An 18780-nucleotide genomic window follows, 5' to 3' on the forward strand; every position below is an offset into this window, starting at 1 on the left:
CAGGAGCGCAATGCTCTCTCTCTCGCAAAAGGTCATCCTTGCCGAAGGTTGGACGCGACGTCTGATCGCCTTCTTCGGCGGCGCCATTGGCGTGCTGGCGTTGGCGCCTTTCTCATTTTTCCCGGCGTTCTTCGTTCCCATGACCTTGGCCGTCTGGCTGATCGACGGCTCCTCGGGCGAAAGCCTCTGGGCCAGCCTGCGCCGCGCGGCGGGAGCCGGATGGTGGCTGGGATTCGGATATTTCGTCGCCGGACTGTGGTGGCTTGGCGTCGCCTTCCTGACGGATGCGGACCGGTTCGCCTGGGCCTTGCCGCTGGGCGTCGTCGGCCTTCCCGCCGGTCTGGCGATTTTCACAGGCCTGGGTTTTGCGCTGGCGCGTCTGCTTTGGTCTCCCGGCGCGGCGCGGATTTTCGCCCTGGCCGCCGGACTGTCGGCCGCCGAATGGATCCGGGGTCACGTCCTGACGGGTTTTCCCTGGAACGACTTCGGCATGGCGCTCGGCGCCAACCCGGTGTTCGCGCAATTTGCGTCCGTCGGCGGGCTCTACAGCCTGACGGTCTTGTCCGTCCTGCTGTTTTCCACGCCAGCCCTGTTTGGCGCGGGCAAATCCAGTCGGCGCGTGTTGGTTGTGTCGCTGGCGGCGTTTCTCGCTCTCGCGCTCTTTGGCGCCGTGCGGTTGCAGGACAAGACCGATAGCGTGAAAGGCGTCAAGTTGCGGGTCATCCAGGCGAATGTCGCCAACGACGAGTTCCGCGTCGATCGCAAGGCGGAACTGCTGGAACGCTATCTGAAATTGTCGGATCGCTCCACGTCGCCACAAACCACGGGATTGTCCGACGTCACCCATGTGTTCTGGTCGGAATCGGTGTTTCCGTTTCTCCTGTCGCGCGATCCGGCTTCGCTCTCGACCATCGCTTCGCGGATGCAGAACGCCATTCTGTTCGCGGGCGCCGCGCGGGCCGAAAGCGCGGGAGGGCATACGAAATATTTCAATTCGCTGGCTGTCATCCAGCGGGGCGAAATCAAGGAATATTTCGACAAGATGCATCTCACGCCGTTTGGCGAGTATATGCCCTTCGCCAACGTGCTCGCGCGCGTCGGCCTCACGCAATTCGCCTGGAGTCCGGGGGCGTTCGACGCGGGGCAATATTCGCGTGTCCTGACCGCGCCCGGATTGCCGGCGGTTTTTCCATTGATTTGCTATGAATCGATATTTCCGGAGGAAGTCGCGGAACGTTTATCGGATCTCAACGCGCGCCCTGGAATGATGCTGAACGTCACGAACGACGGATGGTTTGGCGTCACGACGGGTCCATATCAGCATTTGTCGCAGGCGCGGCTTCGCGCGATCGAGCAAGGTTTGCCCATGGCGCGCGCCGCCAATACGGGGGTATCGGCGATTATCGATCCTTATGGACGACTGGTCGCCTCCACTTCCCTGGGCGTCGAAGCCGTGTTGGATGGAAGCTTGCCAAAAGCGCTTCCCGCGACTTTTTACTCGCAGCATTGGCGTCTTGCGCCTGCTGTTGCATGGTTGATTGTTTTGGTCGGTGCTTTGATTCGTCCACGGAAAATTTGACTTTAGGTAAACTATTATTGCAAATAGACCGAAACGCTAGGACGGAAAAAAGCTGTGACCAAAGTCCCTAATCCAATCGATCGTCATGTCGGGGCGCGTGTTCGCATGCGCCGGATGATGATCGGCATGAGCCAGGAAAAATTGGGCGAATCCTTGGGGCTGACTTTCCAGCAGGTGCAGAAATACGAAAAAGGCACCAATCGGATCAGCGCGAGCCGGCTACAGCAAATTTCCGAAACCTTGAACATCCCTCTGGCTTATTTCTTCAAGGGCGCTCCCGTTTCAGAAGGGTCCCCGAACGCAGGCTTCGCGGAAGGCAATCCGGAGGAGGGTTACGCCAGCGACTTCGTGATGACCGCCGAAGGTCTCAGCCTTAATCGCGCCTTCGCGCGCATCACCGATGCAAAAATCCGCAAGCGTATTGTCGATCTTATCGTCGCGCTCGCCGAGGGCGAGGGCGCATAAGCTGCTGCTGAGCTGTTCGTTTTATCGAACGAAAACGCGGCAAAGGCTTGACGAAAAGAACGCTCGGCTTATAGGTTCGATCGGACGAGAGCGACGAGCAATTCGGCGATCGGCCAGAGACCGGTCGTGCTTATCAAGGAGATGCGTTGTGGCGCGCAGCGATTATCTGTTCACGAGTGAATCTGTTTCCGAAGGACATCCGGACAAGGTCGCGGATCGTATTTCCGATGAAATCGTTGATCTGTTTTATCGCGAAGGCGCCAAGGCGGGACTCGACCCGTTTCAGATCCGCGTCGCCGCTGAAACCCTGGTGACGACCAACCGCGTCGTGATCGCCGGCGAGGTGCGCGGCCCCGAAATCTCGCACGCCCAGATCGAACAGGTCGTCCGCGACGCGATCAAGGATATCGGCTACGAACAGGCCGGCTTCCATTGGAAAAACGCGCAAATCGAAATTCTCCTCCATGCCCAGTCGGCCGATATCGCCCAGGGCGTGGACGCCGCCGGCAACAAGGACGAGGGCGCGGGCGACCAGGGCATCATGTTCGGTTACGCGACCAATGAAACCGAGTCGCTGATGCCGGCGCCGATTCATTATTCCCACAAGATTCTGGAAGTGCTGGCCGAGGCGCGCAAGGCCGGCAAGGGCGATGCGGCCAAACTCGGCCCGGACGCCAAGAGCCAGGTCACCGTCAAATATGTCGGCGGCAAGCCGGTCGGAGTCACGCAGATCGTTCTGTCGACGCAGCATGTCGATGAGGATCTGGACTCCGCGGACGTTCGTCGCATTGTCGAGCCCTATATCGTCGCCACTCTGCCCAAGGGCTGGATCACCGAGGCCACGGTCTGGCACGTCAATCCCACCGGCAAGTTCGTGATCGGCGGACCCGATGGCGACACGGGCCTCACCGGGCGCAAGATCATTGTGGACACTTACGGCGGAGCGGCGCCGCACGGCGGCGGCGCCTTCTCCGGCAAGGATCCGACCAAGGTGGACCGTTCGGCCGCCTATGCGGCGCGCTATCTCGCGAAAAACGTCGTCGCGGCCGGTCTTGCGGATCGCGTCACCATCCAGCTGTCCTATGCGATCGGCGTGGCCGAACCGCTGTCGATTTATGTCGATGCCCACGGCACCGGCAAGGTGGACGAAGCCAAGCTCGAAGAGGTTCTGTTCAAGATCGTGCGGCTGTCGCCGCGCGGCATCCGCGAACATCTCCAGTTGAACCGCCCGATCTACGCGCGCACCTCGGCTTACGGCCATTTTGGCCGCCAGCCCGACGCCGACGGCGGCTTCACCTGGGAAAAGACCGACCTCGTGGATCGCCTCAAGGCGCATTTCGCCTGAAGTCAGACTGAATCGTGATCGATCCGCCGGCCGCCGCAAGGCGCGAGTCCAGCTTTTTCGGGCGCCGCAAGGGCAAGACCTTGCGCGCCTATCAGGCGGGCTTGATGGAAACCTTGCTGCCGAACGTGCGGGTCGATCTCTCGGCTCCCGTCGCCAACCCATCCGCGCTGTTTTCCGGCGCTCCCGATGATTTGCGGCTGGAAGTCGGTTTTGGCGGCGGCGAGCATTTGGCCGCCGACGCCCTGTCGAACCCCGGCCGAGGCTATATTGGCTGCGAACCGTTCGTAAACGGCGTGGCCAAATTGATGGCCCAGATCGCGGCCCAGGATTTGCGCAACATTCGGGTCCACCCCGGCGACGCCGGAGACATGATCGACGCCTTGCCGGCGGCGAGCCTGTCCGGCGCCTGCATTCTCTATGCCGACCCCTGGCCGAAACGTCGCCACCGCGAGCGGCGCTTCGTGTCCGATCAAATGCTCACCCGCCTCGCCCGCGTCATGCGTTCCGGCGCGGAATTGCGTTTCGCATCGGATATCGACGATTATGTCGGCTGGACGCTCGCGCGCATCCTGCGATCGCCGGATTTTGTCTGGCCGGCGCAAAGCGAGGCCGAATGGCTGGCGCCATGGCCCGAATGGAGCGGCACGCGCTACGAGGCCAAGGCCTTGCTCGAAGGTCGGCGTCCCGTCTATCTCACCTTCATTCGGCGCTGACGCCAGAGTGTTTTATCTTAACGCGAACCGGTCTCCGCTTCGCTTGAAAACGCTTTGGATCCCTTGCGGCCGTAACGATGCAATTGCGCGCCATAAAGCTTGAGCCAGGCTTCGGCCTTGGCGGTCGCCGGACACAGGGTTTTCGTCAAGCTCCAGAATTGATCGGAATGGTTGTGGTGGCGCAAATGCGCCATTTCATGCGCGACCAGATAATCCAGCACGAAGGGCGGCGCCAGGATCAGGCGCCACGAGAAATTCAGCGCGCCCTTGGCGGAACACGATCCCCACCGACTCGTCGTGTCCTTCAAGCTGATGGAAATCGGCGCGCGTCCGACGGCGGCGACATGGCGGCGCGCCGCATCTTCGATCTCGCGCCGCGCTTCGCGTCGGAAAAAATCGGTGATTCGCCGTTCGAAATGCGCGGGGTCGCCGTTGGCGCAAATGGCGGCGGGCGTCCGCGACGCGTCGATCCAGACCGGACCGGCTCCGGCCATGGGTCTGGCGTGATCGCAGTGAACCAACATATGCGGCGCGCCGCGAAACGGGATCTCAACGTCCGGGTCAAAAGACTGGCGATCGGGCAGGCGCGCCAGCCTGTGCGCGATCCATTCGGCGTGGCGTTGCACAAAACCCTCGGCGTCGCGCAGGTTCGAGCGCGCCGGCATGGTCAAAACGACATCCCGCGTCGCCGCGCGCACGCGCAGCGTGAAGCGCCGCGCCGACGCCAATCTCTTGATGGCGACGCGAAAGCGACGGTCTTGATGAACGACGAACAGTTCATCGACGGGTTTGGCGCGAAGCCCGAATTTCAGATTCAGCATGGCCGCGGACTTGAGTCCCGATTCGATCAACCTTGGCAGTTTGGACAATAGAACGTCGAGCGCCCATTTTGCGCGCGTCGGATGATTGTTCCGCGACAATCGGGGTTGGCGCAAGCCTGACCTTCACGATCGTAGACACGAAAATTGTGTTGAAAATAGCCGAGCGCGCCATCGGCCTGGCGATGGTCGCGCAAGGAAGAGCCTCCGGCTTCGATCGCCTCGCGCAGCACCGCGCGCACCGTCCGGGCGAGTATTTCGCTGGCGGCGCCGGTCAAGCCGCCGGCCGCGCGCAAGGGGGAAAGCCCTGCGCGGTGCAGCGCCTCGCACACATAGATGTTGCCGAGGCCGGCGACATTGCGCTGGTCGAGCAACGCCGCTTTCAGCGAGGTCGTCTTGCCCGCGAACAGGCGCGCCAGCGTCTGTCCGCTGAAATCATTGGACAAGGGTTCGACGCCCAGACCGACAAAAAACGGATGTTCCGCCAATGTGTCGGTTGCGGCCAGCGTCATGAAGCCGAAACGACGGGGATCGTTGTAGGTGAGGCAGCCTGTTTCAAGGGAGATGACGACGTGATCGTGCGCCGGATTCTTGTCGCGCGGGAATTTGAAAGCCCCGATAGCTCCGGCTTCCATGCGAAAGGAACCGCTCATGCCCAGATGCGCGATGAGAACCTGATCGTCGTCGAGCATCGCCAGCAGATATTTGGCGCGGCGGTTGAGGGCGACAATTCGTCGCCCCTCGAGGCGGCCCGCGAAATGCTCGGGAAAGGGAAACCGCAAGTCCTTGCGCCGCAACTCGACCCGCACAATGCGCGAACCGACCAGAAACGGCGCCAGGCCCTGACGCACTGTTTCGACTTCGGGCAGTTCCGGCATCTCTTTCCCTTCAGTTTACGCGACAAACAGAATAAATAGCCAGTGAGCGAAGGGCGCGCTATGGTCCCGCGCGCAGAAGAGGTTCCTATGACTGACGTCAAATCGTCCAACAGCGAGACAAGCGACAAGCAGACCCATTTCGGGTTTTCCGAAGTTCCGCTCGATGAGAAACAGGGTCTGGTCGACGACGTCTTCCATAAGGTGGCGCAGCGTTACGACATCATGAACGACCTTATGTCGGGCGGACTCCACCGCATCTGGAAGGATATCTTCGTCTCGCGCGTGCATCCCTCGAAAAATGCGCCGTTCAACCATCTCGACGTCGCCGGCGGAACGGGCGATATCGCCTTTCGCGTCGTCCAGGCCGGCGGTCCCAAGACGAAAGTGACCGTGCTCGACATCAACGGCGACATGCTGGCCGTTGGACGCGAACGCGCGCAGGCCAAGGGTCTGGCGGATCGCCTGGACTTTGTCGAGGCCAATGCGGAATCCCTGCCGTTCGAGGACGGCGAATTCGACGCCTATACCATCGCCTTCGGCATCCGCAACGTGCCGCGCATCGACCGCGCGCTCGCCGAAGCCTATCGTGTGCTCAAGCGCGGCGGCAAGTTCCTTTGCCTGGAGTTCTCGCAGGTCGAGGCCCCCGCGCTCGCCAAGATCTACGAATCCTATTCCTTTTCCGTGATCCCCGCCATCGGGCGTCTGGTCACCGGCGACGGCGAACCCTATCGCTATCTGGTGGAATCGATCCGTCAGTTTCCCGCCGCCGAGGATTTCGCCGCCATGATCGAAACCGCCGGGTTCCAGCGCGTTTCCTTCACGCGGTTGACCGGCGGCGTCGTCGCGATCCATTCCGGCTGGAAGCTTTGAGGTCGAAATTTACGTGATTACCTCGATCGGCCATTTGGTCAGGCTCGCGCGCGCCGGGTTCATCCTTGCCCGTGAGGGCGTGTTTTCCGGCGTCGATACCGCCGGCATGCCCTGGGAAATGCGGGCGCCTCTGTTCCTGGCCGGGCTGATCGCCCGCCGGGACGGCGGCTTGCAGCGGATCGCGCCCGCCATCGCGCGGCTTGGCCCGTCCTATGTCAAGCTCGGGCAGACGCTGGCGACCCGGCCCGATGTGGTGGGCATCGCGGTGGCGCGCGAACTGGAGGCCTTGCAGGACAGAATGGCGCCCTTTCCGCGCGAGGTCGCGGTGGGGGTGATCGAAAAGGCGTTTGCGAAACCGCTCGACGAGATTTTCGCGGAGTTCAGCGAACCGGTGGCGGCGGCTTCGGTCGCGCAGGTGCATCGCGCGAAAATTGTCGTGGACGGCAAGGAGCGTTGGGTCGCCGTAAAAGTGCTGCGGCCGGGCATCGAGCGGCGGTTTCGCCGCGATCTCGGCGACATGTTCTTCGCCGCGCGGCTGGTTCAGAAATATTCGGTGGAGGCGCGCCGGCTAAAACCGGTGGAAGTGGTCGAGACGCTCGCGCGCTCGATGAAGATGGAGATGGATTTCCGTCTGGAGGCGGCGGCGGCGTCGGAATTTTCCGACAACACCCATGGCGACGATGATTTTCTCGTGCCAACGGTCCATTGGGATCTCTGCGCGCGTGAAATTCTCACCCTGCAATGGATCGATGGTATAGCCCTGTCAGACCTCGAAGCCCTGCGGCGTACGGGCGTCGATCTGCCGAAACTGGGCCGGACCATCATCCAGTCCTTCCTCAAACATGCGGTGCGCGACGGGTTTTTCCACGCGGACATGCACCAGGGCAATCTGTTCCTGACCCCGGAGGGACGGCTGGCCGCCGTGGATTTCGGCATTATGGGCCGTCTCGGCGTGAAGGAGCGCCGCTTCCTCGCCGAAATTCTCTACGGTTTCATCAGCCGCAACTACCAGCGCGTCGCGGAAGTGCATTTCGAGGCGGGCTATGTGCCGGCGTCCTATCGGATCGCCGATTTCGCCCAGGCGATCCGCGCCGTGGGCGAACCGATCCATTCGCGCCGCGCCGATGAAATCTCGATGGCCAAGCTGCTGTCGCTTTTGTTCGAAATCACGGCATTGTTCGACATGCAGACCCGGACCGAACTGGTGATGCTGCAAAAGACCATGGTGGTGGTCGAGGGCGTGGGGCGTTCGCTCGATCCGCATCTGGATATGTGGTCCACCGCCGAGCCCGTCGTGCGCGGCTGGATCGAGGACAATCTGGGGCCGCTGGGAAAACTCTCCGACGCCGGCGAGGGCCTCGCCGCCGTGGCCGCGCTCGCGGTGCAGGCGCCGGCGATCCTGTCGCGCGGCGCGCGCATAGCGGAACAGTTGGAAACCTGGACCTCCGAAGGCCTGACGCTGGCTCCCGCCACCGTCGAGGCGCTGGCGCGGGCGAATGCGGGGCGCAACCGGTTCTGGCGTTACGGCTTCGCGCTGGTTTTGGTGTTGGTCGTCGTTCGCTTCTGGCGCTGAGGTTTCCATGAACGTTGCGGAGAAGCCCCCGTCCATTCTGCTCATCGTCGGCGGCGGGATCGCGGCCTACAAAAGTCTGGAGCTTATCCGCTTGCTGCGCGGCGCGGGCATGGAGGTGCGGGTCGTCCTGACCAAGGCGGGCGCCCAGTTCGTTACGCCGCTGTCGCTCGCCAGCCTAAGCGGCAACAAGGTTTTTGAAGACCTGTTCTCCCTGACCGACGAAACCGAAATGGGTCATATCGAGCTGAGCCGTCAGGCCGACGCCATCGTCATCGCGCCCGCGACGGCCGATCTGCTCGCCAAGGCGGCCAACGGCCTCGCCAACGATCTCGCCTCCACGCTGCTGCTAGCGTCGGACAAGGCGGCGCTCGCCGCGCCGACCATGAACTGGCGGATGTGGACGCATCCCGCCACGCGGCGGAATGTCGAGACGCTGAAGCGCGACGGCATGGCTTTCGTCGGGCCAAACGTCGGCGCCATGGCCTGCGGCGAATCCGGCCCCGGCCGCATGGCGGAGCCGGAGGAAATCTTCGCGGCGTTGCGCGTAAAACTCGCGGGCGCGGCCCAGACGCTGGCGGGGCGCCGGGTGGTGATCACCGCCGGCCCCACCCACGAACCGATCGATCCCGTGCGCTATATCGCCAATCGCTCGTCCGGGAAGCAAGGCTATGCGCTGGCCGAGGCCGCGCGCGACGCCGGCGCGGACGTTGTTCTGATCTCCGGGCCGGTAAACCTGGCGCCGCCGCCGGGCATCCGTCTGGTTTGCGTCGAAACCGCCCGCGAAATGGCCGAGGCCGTCGAGACCGCGCTGCCCTGCGACATTTTCATCGCCGCCGCCGCCGTGGCGGACTGGCGAACGCGGACCGACGCCGCGCAAAAGATCAAAAAAGGCGGGGACGGTCCGCCCGTGCTCACCATGGTCGAGAATCCCGACATTCTGGCCAGCGTGGCGCGGCGGGTGGCAAATCGTCCGCCTGTGGTGGTCGGCTTCGCGGCGGAGACAGAGACGGTCATCGCCCACGCCCGCGCCAAACTGGCGAAAAAAGGCTGCGACCTGATCGTGGCCAATGATGTCGGCGAGGGGTCGGAGGTCATGGGTGGATCGGACAATGCGGTTGTCCTCGTCTCCCCGGAGGGAGAGCAGGCTTGGCCGAGACTGCCGAAGGACGAGGTCGCGCGGCGCCTGATCGCTCACATCGCGCAAATGCGCCCGGTTGGGGAGTCTCACCCCGGAGTTTAATCGTTCGGAAACCGGACCATTCCAATTTCGCCCTTGGTTCACTCACTTGCAATAGCTGTTGCAAAGCCCGAAAAGCTTGACAAAGTCCGCCCGCGCGCCCAATTCGCTGCTTTGCACTGGGAGCCGAAAAATGCCGTTCAGGCTTGACGCCGCCGCCGAGGATTTTGCCAAAAAATTCGAGGCGCTGCTGCACATGAAGCGCGAGACCTCGGAGGACGTCGACCATACCGTGCGCGACATCATCGCCGATGTCATCGCGCGTGGCGATGAGGCTCTCATCGACTATTCGAAGAAATTCGACAGGATCGACCTGACGCCGGAAACCCTGCGCTTTTCACGGGCGGAGATCGAAGCCGCCGTCGCCGCCTGCCCGAAGGAGCAGATCGACGCGCTGAAGCTGGCGCGCGACCGCATTTCTTTCTTCCACGACAAGCAGAAGCCGGAAAATCTGCGCTTCACCGATTCCGCCGGCGTCGAGCTGGGATGGCGCTGGAGCGCGGTCGACTCCGCCGGCCTCTATGTGCCCGGCGGCACCGCCTCCTATCCGTCCTCGGTGCTGATGAACGCCCTGCCGGCAAAGGTGGCGGGGGTCGAGCGGCTTGTCATGGTCGCGCCGGCGCCGGACGGCAAGATTTCGCCGCTGGTGCTGGCCGCCGCCGATCTCGCCGGCGTCGATGAAATCTATCGCGTGGGCGGCGCGCAGGCCGTGGCCGCGCTGGCCTACGGCACCAAAACCATCGCGCCGGTGGCGAAAATCGTCGGGCCGGGCAACGCCTATGTCGCCGCCGCCAAGCGTCGCGTGTTCGGGCAATGCGGCATCGACATGATCGCCGGCCCTTCTGAAGTCTTGATCCTCGCCGACAAGACGGCGAATCCGGAATGGATCGCCATCGACCTGCTGGCGCAGGCTGAGCACGACACGGCGGCGCAGAGCATATTGATCACCGACGACAAGGCTTTGGCGGATGCGGTCGAGGCGGCGGTCGAGCGGCGGCTGCAAACCCTGCCGCGCAAAAAGATCGCCGAAAAGAGCTGGCGCGAGCTTGGCGCGATCATTCTCGTCGAAAAGCTCGCCGATTCCATTGCGCTGGCCGACCGTATCGCCGCTGAACATCTGGAGATCATGGCGGCGGACGCCGAAGCGCTCGCGGCGCGCGTGAAAAACGCCGGCGCGCTGTTCATCGGCGCGCATACGCCGGAGGCCATCGGCGATTATGTCGGCGGCAGCAATCACGTCCTGCCCACCGCCCGCTCCGCGCGCTTTTCCTCCGGCCTCAACGTGCTGGATTTCATGAAGCGCACCTCGATCTTAAAATGCTCGGCGGAGTCGCTGAAAAAAATCGGCCCCGCCGCCGTCACGCTCGGCAAGGCCGAACATCTCGACGCCCACGCGCTTTCAGTGGCGCTGCGGCTGGAAGAACGATGACGGGCGAACCGGCTCGCCGCAATCGTCTGATCGCGGTGACGCTTGACGAGGCCTCGATCGGCCGCGGCGCCCCCGACCAGGAGCATGAGCGCGCCATAGCGATCTATGACCTGATCGAGGACAATTCATTCGGGCTGCCGGGTCATGACGGCGGCCCTTATCGGTTGTGCATCGGCCTGCTCGACGGCAAACTCGCGCTCAATGTTTCCGGCGACGCGGACGAACCGATTTACACGCATATTCTGTCGCTGCGGCCATTCCGCCGCATCCTCAAGGATTACTTCCTGATCTGCGAAAGCTATTTCGCCGCCATTCGCACGGCGAGCCCGGCCCAGATCGAGGCCATCGACATGGGACGGCGCGGCCTGCACAATGAAGGCGCGCAATTGCTGCTGGATCGGCTGCGCGGCAAGATAGATACCGATTTCGACACGGCGCGGCGCCTGTTCACGCTGGTCACCGCGCTGCACTGGAAGGGCGATGCGTGACGCCCGCCCGGCCGCTGTCCGTCCTGTTCGTCTGCACGCTCAACGCCGTGCGCTCGCCCATGGCGGAAGCGCTCACCAAGAAATATTACGGCGGGGACATGCGGGTCGAATCGGCCGGGCTGCGCGCCGGCGAGACGGACGGGTTCGCCATGGCGGTGATGAATGAAATCGGCCTGGACATCACGCGCCATTGGCCGCGCACGTTCGAGGAACTGGAATTCACCGATTTCGAGCTGGTGATCGCCCTGTCCGCTTCAGCCCGGCGCAAGGCCGAGGAATTCTTCCACCCGACCGGCGGCGCGGTCGAATTCTGGCCGATCGAGGACGCCACCATGGTCGAGGGATCGCGCGACCAGAAGCTCGAAGCTTTTCGCGAGGTGCGCGACGGTCTGCTCCGGCGCATCAGGCAGCGGTTCGGCTGAATGTTCACACGGCTCGGCCTGTTCGACGGCAAGCCGGCAAGCCGCCGCGCCGCCTTACTGGATTTTTGCGCGGAGACGCTTGGGGTGGCGCGCCGCCGGGTGGCGCTGGCGCATGATGGGATGGGCGCGCCGCTGCTGTTGGTGGACGGGGCGAGCGGGGACTGGAACGTTTCCTCCTCGTCGCGCGAAAATGTCTGGCTGTTCGGCCTCGCGCGGGGGGCGCGGATCGGCGTCGATGTTGAAATCTTTCGCTCGATCGAACCGCCCGACATTGCCCTGCACCCGGACGAGCGGCGGCGTCTGGCGACGCTGCCGGCCGCAAAAGCCGCCGACGCCTTCTATGATCTTTGGACGGTCAAGGAAGCCTATATCAAGGCGCTCGGCGTGGGGCTGCGCCGCGATCTGACGCAAATCCGCGTGACCACGGGCGCGGCCCTCGAAATCGAGGACCAGCGCCGACCGGTCGCGCTCGGCTCCGCCCGAACCTGGCGCGAAAGTCTTGAGGACAAACAGGCTGTCTGCGCCGCCTTGACCCTCAGGGCCTGAGCGCCGCCAGAGCCTGAGTCTCCGCCGCGAACACGCCCTGTTCGGTGATGATCCCGCTCACCAGACGCGCCGGGGTCACGTCGAAACCGGGATTGCGCGCCGTCGTGGTTTTCGGCGCCACGCGCACTTTCAGCACTTCGCCGTTGTCCGCCTCGCCGGAAATATGCGTGACCTCGTCCTGCGCCCGTTCCTCGATGGGAATCAGGCTGCCGCTCTCCAAAGCGAAATCGAAGGTCGAGACCGGCGCCGCCACATAGAAGGGCACGCTGCAATCCTTGGCGGCAAGCGCCTTGAGATAGGTGCCGATCTTGTTGCAGGCGTCGCCGTTGGCCGCGATGCGGTCGGCGCCGACGATGACGACATCGACCTCGCCATGCTGCATCAGGTGCCCACCGGCATTGTCCACGATCAAATCATGCGACACGCCCTGCTGGCCCAGCTCGAAGGCGGTGAGGAAAGCGCCCTGGTTGCGCGGCCGGGTTTCGTCCACGAACACATGCAGCGGAATGCCGGCGGCTTGCGCCTTGTAGATCGGCGCGGTGGCGGTGCCCCAATCGACCGTCGCCAGCCAGCCGGCGTTGCAATGGGTGAGGATGCGCAGCGGTTTTCCAGCCCGCTTTTGCGCGAGATCGCGGAAAAGCGCGAGGCCGTTGTCGCCGATGGCCGAATTGCAGGCGATGTCTTTTTCCGCGAGATGTTTGGCGAAGGCGAAGGCGGCGTCGCGGCGCAATTCCTCGGGCATCTGCCCAAGGAACTTTCCGATCTGCTCCAGCGCCCAGGCGAGATTGACGGCGGTCGGGCGGGTTTTGCGCAAGGTTTCGCGGGACTGCGCCAGGCCGGCGTCGGAGGCGTCGGTTCGCATGGCCAGCGCCACGCCGTAAGCCGCGGTGACGCCGATCAGCGGCGCGCCGCGCACCAGCATGTCTCTTATCGCCCGCGCGGCGTCTTCGAGGTTGCGCAGCAGCACGGTCTCGATGCGATGCGGCAGCCGCGTCTGGTCGAGGATCAACACGCCCTGTCCCTCGGCGTCCGGCCAGATGGTGGTGCGTTTCTCTCCGGCGATCAGCATGTCAGGACTCCTTTCGCCGCGCCTTTTCGGGTCGGCGGCTTCAAACAAACGGAATTGGCGATTTGGCCGTCGCGCAGCGCCAGCAGCGTGCCGGGCTCGATGACGGTCCAGTCTTCATCTGAGGTCAGCGGTCCCGTGGCGACCACGGTGACGCAATCGTCCGGTCCGGTTTCCTCGGCGAAATTCACCGAGCGGTCCTCGTCGATCAACGTGGCCTTTCCGAACGGGGCGCAGCGGGTGAGGCAGGAGAGCTTTTTTCCGCAAAAGGCGTAGAGCGTGCGCCCATCCGACAGCAGCATGTTGAACACGCCCATCCGCGCCAGTTGGGCGCTCAGCCTGTGCACCTCGCGGTCGAGTCGCGCCGGCGAGGGCAGGGCGTCGAAGCGCGCGCGCAACTGGTCGAGCATCCAGCAGAAGGCGTGCTCGCTGTCGGTCGTGCCGACCGGCGCATAGAAATTCAAGGGAATCTTCTTCACCCCGCGCAACTGGCCGTTATGCGCGTAGGTCCACACCCTTCCCCACAACTCCCTGGTGAAGGGATGGGTGTTGGCCAGCGACACCGCGCCGCTGTTGGCCTGGCGGATATGGGCGATGACGGTGAGGCTCTTGATCGCATGCGCGCCGAGGAAGCGGGCGATCTCGGAATGGGCGGCCGGTTCGGGATCGTGGAAGAAGCGGGCGGCCCTGCCGTCATAGAAGGCGATGCCGAATCCGTCACGGTGCGGCCCGGCGCCGCCGCCGCGCCGTGCGAGACCGGAGAAGGAAAAGCGGATGTCGGTGGGGACATTCGCGTTCATGCCCAACAATTCACACATGCCGAGCCCGCAGGGGAAAGAGACAAATCCGGAATAACGGACCTTGCCCCCGCCGCCAAGACAAAAGAGCCGGCAACCGCCCAGGTTCCCAAGTGGCGTCAGCCGTCACCCGTTGAGTTCCTCGCGAAGAATTTCAAGTTCCAGCCACCGATCTTCCGCGGCGGCGAATTCCGCCTCGACCTTGGCGAGCAGCGCCGTCGCGTCAGCGAAACGCTTGGGATCGCGGGCGTAAAGGTCGTGGTCGTGCAGGATCTCATGCAGCTTGGCCGCCTTTGCGCGCAAGTGCTCGATCTGGGCCGGCAGGGTTTCGAGCGCGTGCTTTTCACTGAAGGACAAACGGCGTTTCACCTCCGCCGCCGGCCGCGGATCAGCCCGCCGCAGCTTTTTCTCGGGCGTATTTCGCGCGGGCGTCAATGTCAGGCCCGCGCCGCGTTGCCGCAACATGTCGGAATATCCGCCCGCATATTCAACCCAGGCGCCATCGCCCTCGCTGGCGATCACAGATCCCGCGACGCGGTCGATGAAATCGCGGTCATGGCTCACCAGCAGCAGCGTGCCGGGATAATCGCTCAGGGTTTCCTGAAGGAGATCAAGCGTTTCCAGATCGAGATCGTTGGTCGGCTCGTCGAGAACGAGAAAGTTGGAGGGTTGCGCGAGCGCGCGCGCCAGGAGCAGGCGGGCGCGTTCTCCGCCCGACAGGTTCTTGGTTGGGGTGCGCGCCTGTTCCGGAGGGAACAAAAAGTCCTTCATGTAGCCGATGACATGCTTGCGTTCGCCGTTGATCTCCACCCAGTCGGAGCCGCCGCCCGTGAGCGTATCGGCCAGGGTCGCGTTGGGATCGAGCGCGGCGCGGCGCTGGTCGAGCGTCGCCATCTGCAAATTCGCGCCGAGCCGCACCGATCCCGAATCCGGAGGAAGCACGCCGGTGAGCAGGTTGATCAAGGTTGTCTTGCCCGCGCCGTTCGGGCCGACGAGGGCCAGTCGGTCGCCCCGCAGCATTCTCAACGACAGCCCCTTGACGATCGGACGGTCGTCGTAAGATTTGGCGATTTTTTCCGCTTCAACCACAAGCTTTCCGGAAACCAGACCTTCCGCAACGGAAATCTTGACTTCGCCGACAGCTTTCGTGGCGGTCCGTCTTGCTTCGCGCAAGGCCCCCAGTTCGCTCATTCTGCGAACATTGCGCTTGCGTCGGGCGGTGACGCCGTAACGCACCCAATGTTCTTCCGCCACGATCTTGCGGTCGAGTTTTTGGGCGTCGCGCTCCTCTTGCTCAAGCACGGCGTCGCGCCAGCTTTCGAACTCGCCAAAGCCGCGATCGAGCCGTTTCGTCGCGCCCCGGTCGAGCCAGACGGCGCTGCGCGACAGGTTTTGCAGGAAGCGGCGATCATGACTGATGATCACGAGCGCGGAGCGCAATCCGGCCAGCTCGCTCTCCAGCCACTCGATCGCCGGAAGGTCCAGGTGATTGGTCGGCTCGTCCAGCAGCAGAATATCGGGCTGGGGCGCCAGCGCGCGCGCCAGCGCCGCGCGGCGCGCCTCGCCCCCCGAAAGGTTTTTGGGGTTTTCCGATCCGGTCAGACCCAGCGCGTCAAGAAGATAATGGGCGCGGTAATCGGCGTCGCTCGGCCCCAGGCCGGCGACGACGAACGAATGGACGTCGGGAAATCCCGATAGATCCGGCTCCTGCGGCAGGTAGCGCACCGTCGCGTCGGGTTGAAAGAATCTCGCGCCGCCATCGGGCTCGATTTCTCCCGCCGCGATTTTCAGCAAGGTCGATTTGCCCGAACCGTTGCGACCGACCAGACAGATGCGGTCGCCCCGCTCGACCGAAAGGTCGGCCGAGCTGATCAGGGGTTTGCCGCCGAGCGTCAGGGCGACATTTTGGAGCGTGAGAAGCGGAGGAGCCATGGTGTTTAGTCAAGGAAAAGAGAGACGCTGGCAAGTCGTGAATCGCCGCGCAGGGAACGCTGTTGTTTTCGCGCTGACCGGCGTAAGCTCCGGCGTCGTTCGCCAGTATAGAGGCCGAAATGAATCGCCCGGAAGTCGCCGCCGCCATGGCCGTCCTGGAGGCGCACCGCGTCGAAATCTCCAGGAAACGCACCTTGGATCTGTTTTCCGAGGATCCCCGCCGTTTTGAGGATTTTTCGCTGCGGCTTGACGATCTGCTCTACGACTATTCCAAGAACCGCCTCACGCGAACGACGCTGCATCATCTGTTCGATCTCGCTCGTGTCCGCCAGCTCGAAAAGCGCCGCGAGGCCCTGTTCTCGGGCGAAAAGGTCAATGTGACGGAAAAGCGCGCGGCGCTTCACATGGCTCTGCGCAATTTTTCCGGACGGGCGATTTATGTCGACGGTCGCAACGTCATGCCGGACGTAGTGGATGAGCGCGGAAAGTTTCTGGCTTTTGCCCAAGCGATTCGCTCGGGAGAGTTTGTTGGCGCCACGGGCGAAAGACTGACGGATATCGTCAATATCGGCATCGGCGGCTCCGATCTTGGCCCGGCCATGGCGGCGCGCGCGCTGTCCCCCTTTGGCGCCGCAGGGCTATCAGCGCATTTCGTTTCGAACGTCGATGGCTCCGACCTTGCGGATACGCTCAAGCGCCTCGATCCGGCCCGCACGCTTTTCATCGTCGCGTCCAAGACTTTCACCACCCAGGAGACGATCAAGAACGCGCAGAGCGCGCGCAACTGGCTCGTCGCCGCGCTCGGCGAAGCGGCGGTGCCGCATCACTTCGCGGCCGTTTCGACCCGGCTCGACAAGGTCGCCGCCTTTGGCATCCTGCCCGACCGCGTCTTCGGGTTCTGGGATTGGGTGGGCGGTCGCTATTCCATGTGGTCGGCGATCGGCCTCAGCCTGGCCATATTGATCGGGCCAGAGCATTTCGAAGAGTTCTTGCGCGGCGGGTTCGATATCGACGAACATTTCCGCACCGCGCCCCTGTCGGAAAACATTCCCGCGCTGATGGGTTTGATCGGCGTCTGGCATCGGAACATCTGGGGTTATCCGGCGCAAGCCGTCATTCCCTACGATCAGCGCCTTGCGAGATTTCCGGCCTATCTGCAACAGTTGGACATGGAATCGAACGGAAAAAGCGTGCAGCTCGATGGCGACGCCGTCACCCGGGCGACGGGACCGATCGTTTTCGGAGAACCCGGAACCAACGGACAGCACGCCTTTTTCCAATTGCTGCATCAGGGCACGGAGGTGACGCCCGTCGACTTCATCGTCGCGGCGGAGCCGAACCAGGCGGATGCCGGACATCATGCCCTGCTGTTCGCCAACTGCATCGCGCAAAGCGAGGCGCTCATGCGCGGACGCTCCCAAGACGAAGTGCGAAAAATCTTGCAGGCCCAGGGCATGGCGGGCGCCGAGATCGACGCCTTGGCGCCGCACAAGGTGTTCTCGGGCGACCGCCCCTCGTCCACATTCATCTATCGCCAGCTGACGCCCAGGACTCTGGGGCGGCTGGTCGCGCTTTACGAGCACAAGGTTTTCGTCCAGTCGGTGATCTGGAACATCAACCCCTTCGATCAATGGGGGGTCGAATTGGGCAAAGAGCTTTGCAATCGTCTGGCGCCGCTGGTTTCCGATGCGGGCGCCGATCTTGCTGGTCTTGACGGGTCCACCGCCGGCCTCATTGCGGCGCGGCGGAGGCTCGCAAGCTGATCATTCCTCTTCGCCGAACCTGTTGGCGACCAGCGCATCAATGGCGTCGATCGCCTCGCGCGCCTGCGGGCCAGTCGCCGACACGACGATCGAGGAGCCGATCCCGGCCCCGAGCGTCAAAATGCCCATGATCGACTGACCGCCGACGGTCTCGCCGCCTCGGGAAACCGTGATTTCCGCATCGAATTGTTCCACGCAATGAACGAACTTGGCGGTCGCGCGGGCGTGCAAGCCCTTGCGATTGATGATCGCAAGCTCGCGGGTCACCGCGCCATCCGACGAAGCGGACGGAGGATCGCTCGGGTTGGAGTCGGGGTCGCTCAATTGACTCACTTTCCACACAAAATCTTGCTGGCGATGTAGATATATTTGCGGCCGGCTTCGGCGGCTTGCGTGACGGCTTGATCGAGTGTCGCTTCGCAGCGCACGGAAGCAAGTTTGATCAGCATCGGTAAATTAATGCCTGCGACGACCTCGACTTTGGCGCCGTTCATGACGGAGATCGCGAGATTGGACGGCGTGCCGCCGAACATGTCGGTCAGAATCACCACGCCGGCGCCGGTTTCGACGGATTTTACCGCGTCAATGATGTCCCGTCGCCGGGTTTCCATATCATCGTCGGGACCGATCGTGATTGTCGCCAATTGCGATTGAGGGCCGCATACATGTTCCAACGCCGCTCGAAACTCGGTCGCCAGATGGCCATGCGTCACCAGCACCATGCCGATCATTGATGCCAACCGTCCTGTTCCCGTTCAGCCAGAAAAGTGGCGCCGGGCGCCAGACCGCATTTCTGCCGACAGCGATCTGAAAACCGCCGAAATTTAGGAGGGTCATTTTGGTGCTTGCCGACGACTTG

General features: G+C 63.3%; 19 protein-coding genes. 12 read left to right on the forward strand and 7 right to left on the reverse strand.

Annotated features, from left to right (window positions below):
* The first annotated feature begins 10 nt into the window (after window positions 1–10).
* The 4 genes from lnt to trmB all read left to right on the forward strand — a co-directional run bounded on the left by lnt (window position 11) and on the right by trmB (window position 4102).
* On the forward strand, window positions 11–1579 hold the full coding sequence (gene lnt, locus CCR94_RS23445) for an apolipoprotein N-acyltransferase (RefSeq protein WP_104510695.1): 1569 nt from the start codon (window positions 11–13) through the stop codon (window positions 1577–1579).
* Between the two features lie 54 nt (window positions 1580–1633).
* On the forward strand, window positions 1634–2044 hold the full coding sequence (locus CCR94_RS23450) for a helix-turn-helix domain-containing protein (protein ID WP_104510696.1): 411 nt from the start codon (window positions 1634–1636) through the stop codon (window positions 2042–2044).
* 148 nt (window positions 2045–2192) lie between these two features.
* Entirely contained in the window at window positions 2193–3389 is a 1197-nt protein-coding gene (metK, locus tag CCR94_RS23455; RefSeq protein ID WP_104510697.1) for a methionine adenosyltransferase, read from the forward strand.
* A gap of 14 nt (window positions 3390–3403) precedes the next feature.
* Window positions 3404–4102 (forward strand): tRNA (guanine(46)-N(7))-methyltransferase TrmB, encoded by a 699-nt coding sequence (trmB, locus tag CCR94_RS23460; protein ID WP_184421359.1) that lies wholly within the window; start codon window positions 3404–3406, stop codon window positions 4100–4102.
* A gap of 17 nt (window positions 4103–4119) precedes the next feature.
* On the opposite strand, the gene CCR94_RS23465 is transcribed toward trmB, so the two are convergent.
* Window positions 4120–4923: a M48 family metallopeptidase gene (locus CCR94_RS23465; RefSeq protein ID WP_104510762.1), complete on the reverse strand. Its 804-nt coding sequence runs from the start codon at window positions 4921–4923 to the stop codon at window positions 4120–4122.
* Window positions 4924–4949: 26 nt separating this feature from the next.
* Window positions 4950–5798, reverse strand: coding sequence for a bifunctional DNA-formamidopyrimidine glycosylase/DNA-(apurinic or apyrimidinic site) lyase (gene mutM, locus CCR94_RS23470; RefSeq protein ID WP_104510699.1), 849 nt, complete (start codon window positions 5796–5798; stop codon window positions 4950–4952).
* Window positions 5799–5885: 87 nt separating this feature from the next.
* On the opposite strand from mutM, the gene ubiE reads away from it, so the two are divergent.
* From ubiE to CCR94_RS23505, 7 genes are all read left to right on the forward strand, one after another.
* Window positions 5886–6668, forward strand: a complete 783-nt coding sequence (ubiE, locus tag CCR94_RS23475; protein ID WP_104510700.1) for a bifunctional demethylmenaquinone methyltransferase/2-methoxy-6-polyprenyl-1,4-benzoquinol methylase UbiE — start codon at window positions 5886–5888, stop codon at window positions 6666–6668.
* A gap of 13 nt (window positions 6669–6681) precedes the next feature.
* The gene (gene ubiB / locus CCR94_RS23480; RefSeq protein ID WP_104510701.1) at window positions 6682–8241 is read left to right on the forward strand and encodes a 2-polyprenylphenol 6-hydroxylase; all 1560 of its coding nucleotides are present in this window, start codon (window positions 6682–6684) and stop codon (window positions 8239–8241) included.
* 7 nt (window positions 8242–8248) lie between these two features.
* Window positions 8249–9481, forward strand: a complete 1233-nt coding sequence (coaBC, locus tag CCR94_RS23485) for a bifunctional phosphopantothenoylcysteine decarboxylase/phosphopantothenate--cysteine ligase CoaBC (RefSeq protein WP_104510702.1) — start codon at window positions 8249–8251, stop codon at window positions 9479–9481.
* A gap of 130 nt (window positions 9482–9611) precedes the next feature.
* Window positions 9612–10907 carry a histidinol dehydrogenase gene (gene hisD, locus CCR94_RS23490; protein ID WP_104510703.1) on the forward strand — a complete coding sequence of 432 codons (1296 nt, stop codon included), beginning with the start codon at window positions 9612–9614 and terminating at the stop codon, window positions 10905–10907.
* Window positions 10904–11395 (forward strand): UPF0262 family protein, encoded by a 492-nt coding sequence (locus CCR94_RS23495; RefSeq protein ID WP_104510704.1) that lies wholly within the window; start codon window positions 10904–10906, stop codon window positions 11393–11395. The genes hisD and CCR94_RS23495 overlap by 4 nt, the downstream gene beginning before the upstream one ends.
* A complete protein-coding gene (locus tag CCR94_RS23500; RefSeq protein ID WP_275112839.1) occupies window positions 11392–11817 on the forward strand; it encodes an arsenate reductase ArsC in 426 nt (141 codons plus the stop codon). Before CCR94_RS23495 ends, CCR94_RS23500 begins: the two co-directional genes overlap by 4 nt.
* Window positions 11818–12363, forward strand: a complete 546-nt coding sequence (locus CCR94_RS23505; RefSeq protein WP_104510705.1) for a 4'-phosphopantetheinyl transferase family protein — start codon at window positions 11818–11820, stop codon at window positions 12361–12363.
* Here CCR94_RS23505 and mtnA read toward each other — a convergent pair.
* From mtnA to CCR94_RS23520, 3 genes are all read right to left on the reverse strand, one after another.
* Window positions 12353–13432, reverse strand: a complete 1080-nt coding sequence (gene mtnA / locus CCR94_RS23510) for an S-methyl-5-thioribose-1-phosphate isomerase (protein WP_104510706.1) — start codon at window positions 13430–13432, stop codon at window positions 12353–12355. The two genes, CCR94_RS23505 and mtnA, sit on opposite strands and share 11 nt — an antisense overlap.
* Entirely contained in the window at window positions 13426–14247 is an 822-nt protein-coding gene (locus CCR94_RS23515; RefSeq protein WP_104510707.1) for a class II glutamine amidotransferase, read from the reverse strand. Before CCR94_RS23515 ends, mtnA begins: the two co-directional genes overlap by 7 nt.
* Before the next feature lie 105 nt (window positions 14248–14352).
* Complete coding sequence (locus CCR94_RS23520; RefSeq protein ID WP_104510708.1) at window positions 14353–16158, reverse strand: ABC-F family ATP-binding cassette domain-containing protein; 1806 nt, start codon at window positions 16156–16158, stop codon at window positions 14353–14355.
* A 119-nt stretch (window positions 16159–16277) separates the two neighbouring features.
* Between CCR94_RS23520 and pgi the strand changes: the two genes are divergently transcribed.
* A complete protein-coding gene (gene pgi, locus CCR94_RS23525; RefSeq protein ID WP_104510709.1) occupies window positions 16278–17921 on the forward strand; it encodes a glucose-6-phosphate isomerase in 1644 nt (547 codons plus the stop codon).
* Here the strand turns inward: pgi and CCR94_RS23530 are convergent, their stop codons facing one another.
* Together CCR94_RS23530 and CCR94_RS23535 are read right to left on the reverse strand one after the other, a co-directional pair.
* Window positions 17922–18245, reverse strand: coding sequence for an HPr family phosphocarrier protein (locus CCR94_RS23530; RefSeq protein ID WP_104510710.1), 324 nt, complete (start codon window positions 18243–18245; stop codon window positions 17922–17924). It abuts the gene before it with no gap.
* Between the two features lie 5 nt (window positions 18246–18250).
* Window positions 18251–18652, reverse strand: a complete 402-nt coding sequence (locus CCR94_RS23535; RefSeq protein WP_104510711.1) for a PTS sugar transporter subunit IIA — start codon at window positions 18650–18652, stop codon at window positions 18251–18253.
* Window positions 18653–18780 lie beyond the last annotated feature (128 nt).

It is taken from the genome of Rhodoblastus sphagnicola, from assembly GCF_002937075.1.
Classification (GTDB): Bacteria; Pseudomonadota; Alphaproteobacteria; order Rhizobiales; family Beijerinckiaceae; genus Rhodoblastus; species Rhodoblastus sphagnicola.

What these genes read in the sequence shown, in the direction of transcription:
- lnt (WP_104510695.1), top strand. Translation starts at nt 11, where the DNA reads ATGCTCTCTCTCTCGCAAAAGGTCATCCTTGCCGAAGGTTGGACGCGA.
- CCR94_RS23465 (WP_104510762.1), bottom strand. Translation starts at nt 4,923, where the DNA reads ATGCTGAATCTGAAATTCGGGCTTCGCGCCAAACCCGTCGATGAACTG.
- mutM (WP_104510699.1), bottom strand. Translation starts at nt 5,798, where the DNA reads ATGCCGGAACTGCCCGAAGTCGAAACAGTGCGTCAGGGCCTGGCGCCG.
- ubiE (WP_104510700.1), top strand. Translation starts at nt 5,886, where the DNA reads ATGACTGACGTCAAATCGTCCAACAGCGAGACAAGCGACAAGCAGACC.
- coaBC (WP_104510702.1), top strand. Translation starts at nt 8,249, where the DNA reads ATGAACGTTGCGGAGAAGCCCCCGTCCATTCTGCTCATCGTCGGCGGC.
- hisD (WP_104510703.1), top strand. Translation starts at nt 9,612, where the DNA reads ATGCCGTTCAGGCTTGACGCCGCCGCCGAGGATTTTGCCAAAAAATTC.
- CCR94_RS23495 (WP_104510704.1), top strand. Translation starts at nt 10,904, where the DNA reads ATGACGGGCGAACCGGCTCGCCGCAATCGTCTGATCGCGGTGACGCTT.
- CCR94_RS23505 (WP_104510705.1), top strand. Translation starts at nt 11,818, where the DNA reads ATGTTCACACGGCTCGGCCTGTTCGACGGCAAGCCGGCAAGCCGCCGC.
- mtnA (WP_104510706.1), bottom strand. Translation starts at nt 13,432, where the DNA reads ATGCTGATCGCCGGAGAGAAACGCACCACCATCTGGCCGGACGCCGAG.
- CCR94_RS23515 (WP_104510707.1), bottom strand. Translation starts at nt 14,247, where the DNA reads ATGTGTGAATTGTTGGGCATGAACGCGAATGTCCCCACCGACATCCGC.
- CCR94_RS23520 (WP_104510708.1), bottom strand. Translation starts at nt 16,158, where the DNA reads ATGGCTCCTCCGCTTCTCACGCTCCAAAATGTCGCCCTGACGCTCGGC.
- pgi (WP_104510709.1), top strand. Translation starts at nt 16,278, where the DNA reads ATGAATCGCCCGGAAGTCGCCGCCGCCATGGCCGTCCTGGAGGCGCAC.
- CCR94_RS23535 (WP_104510711.1), bottom strand. Translation starts at nt 18,652, where the DNA reads ATGATCGGCATGGTGCTGGTGACGCATGGCCATCTGGCGACCGAGTTT.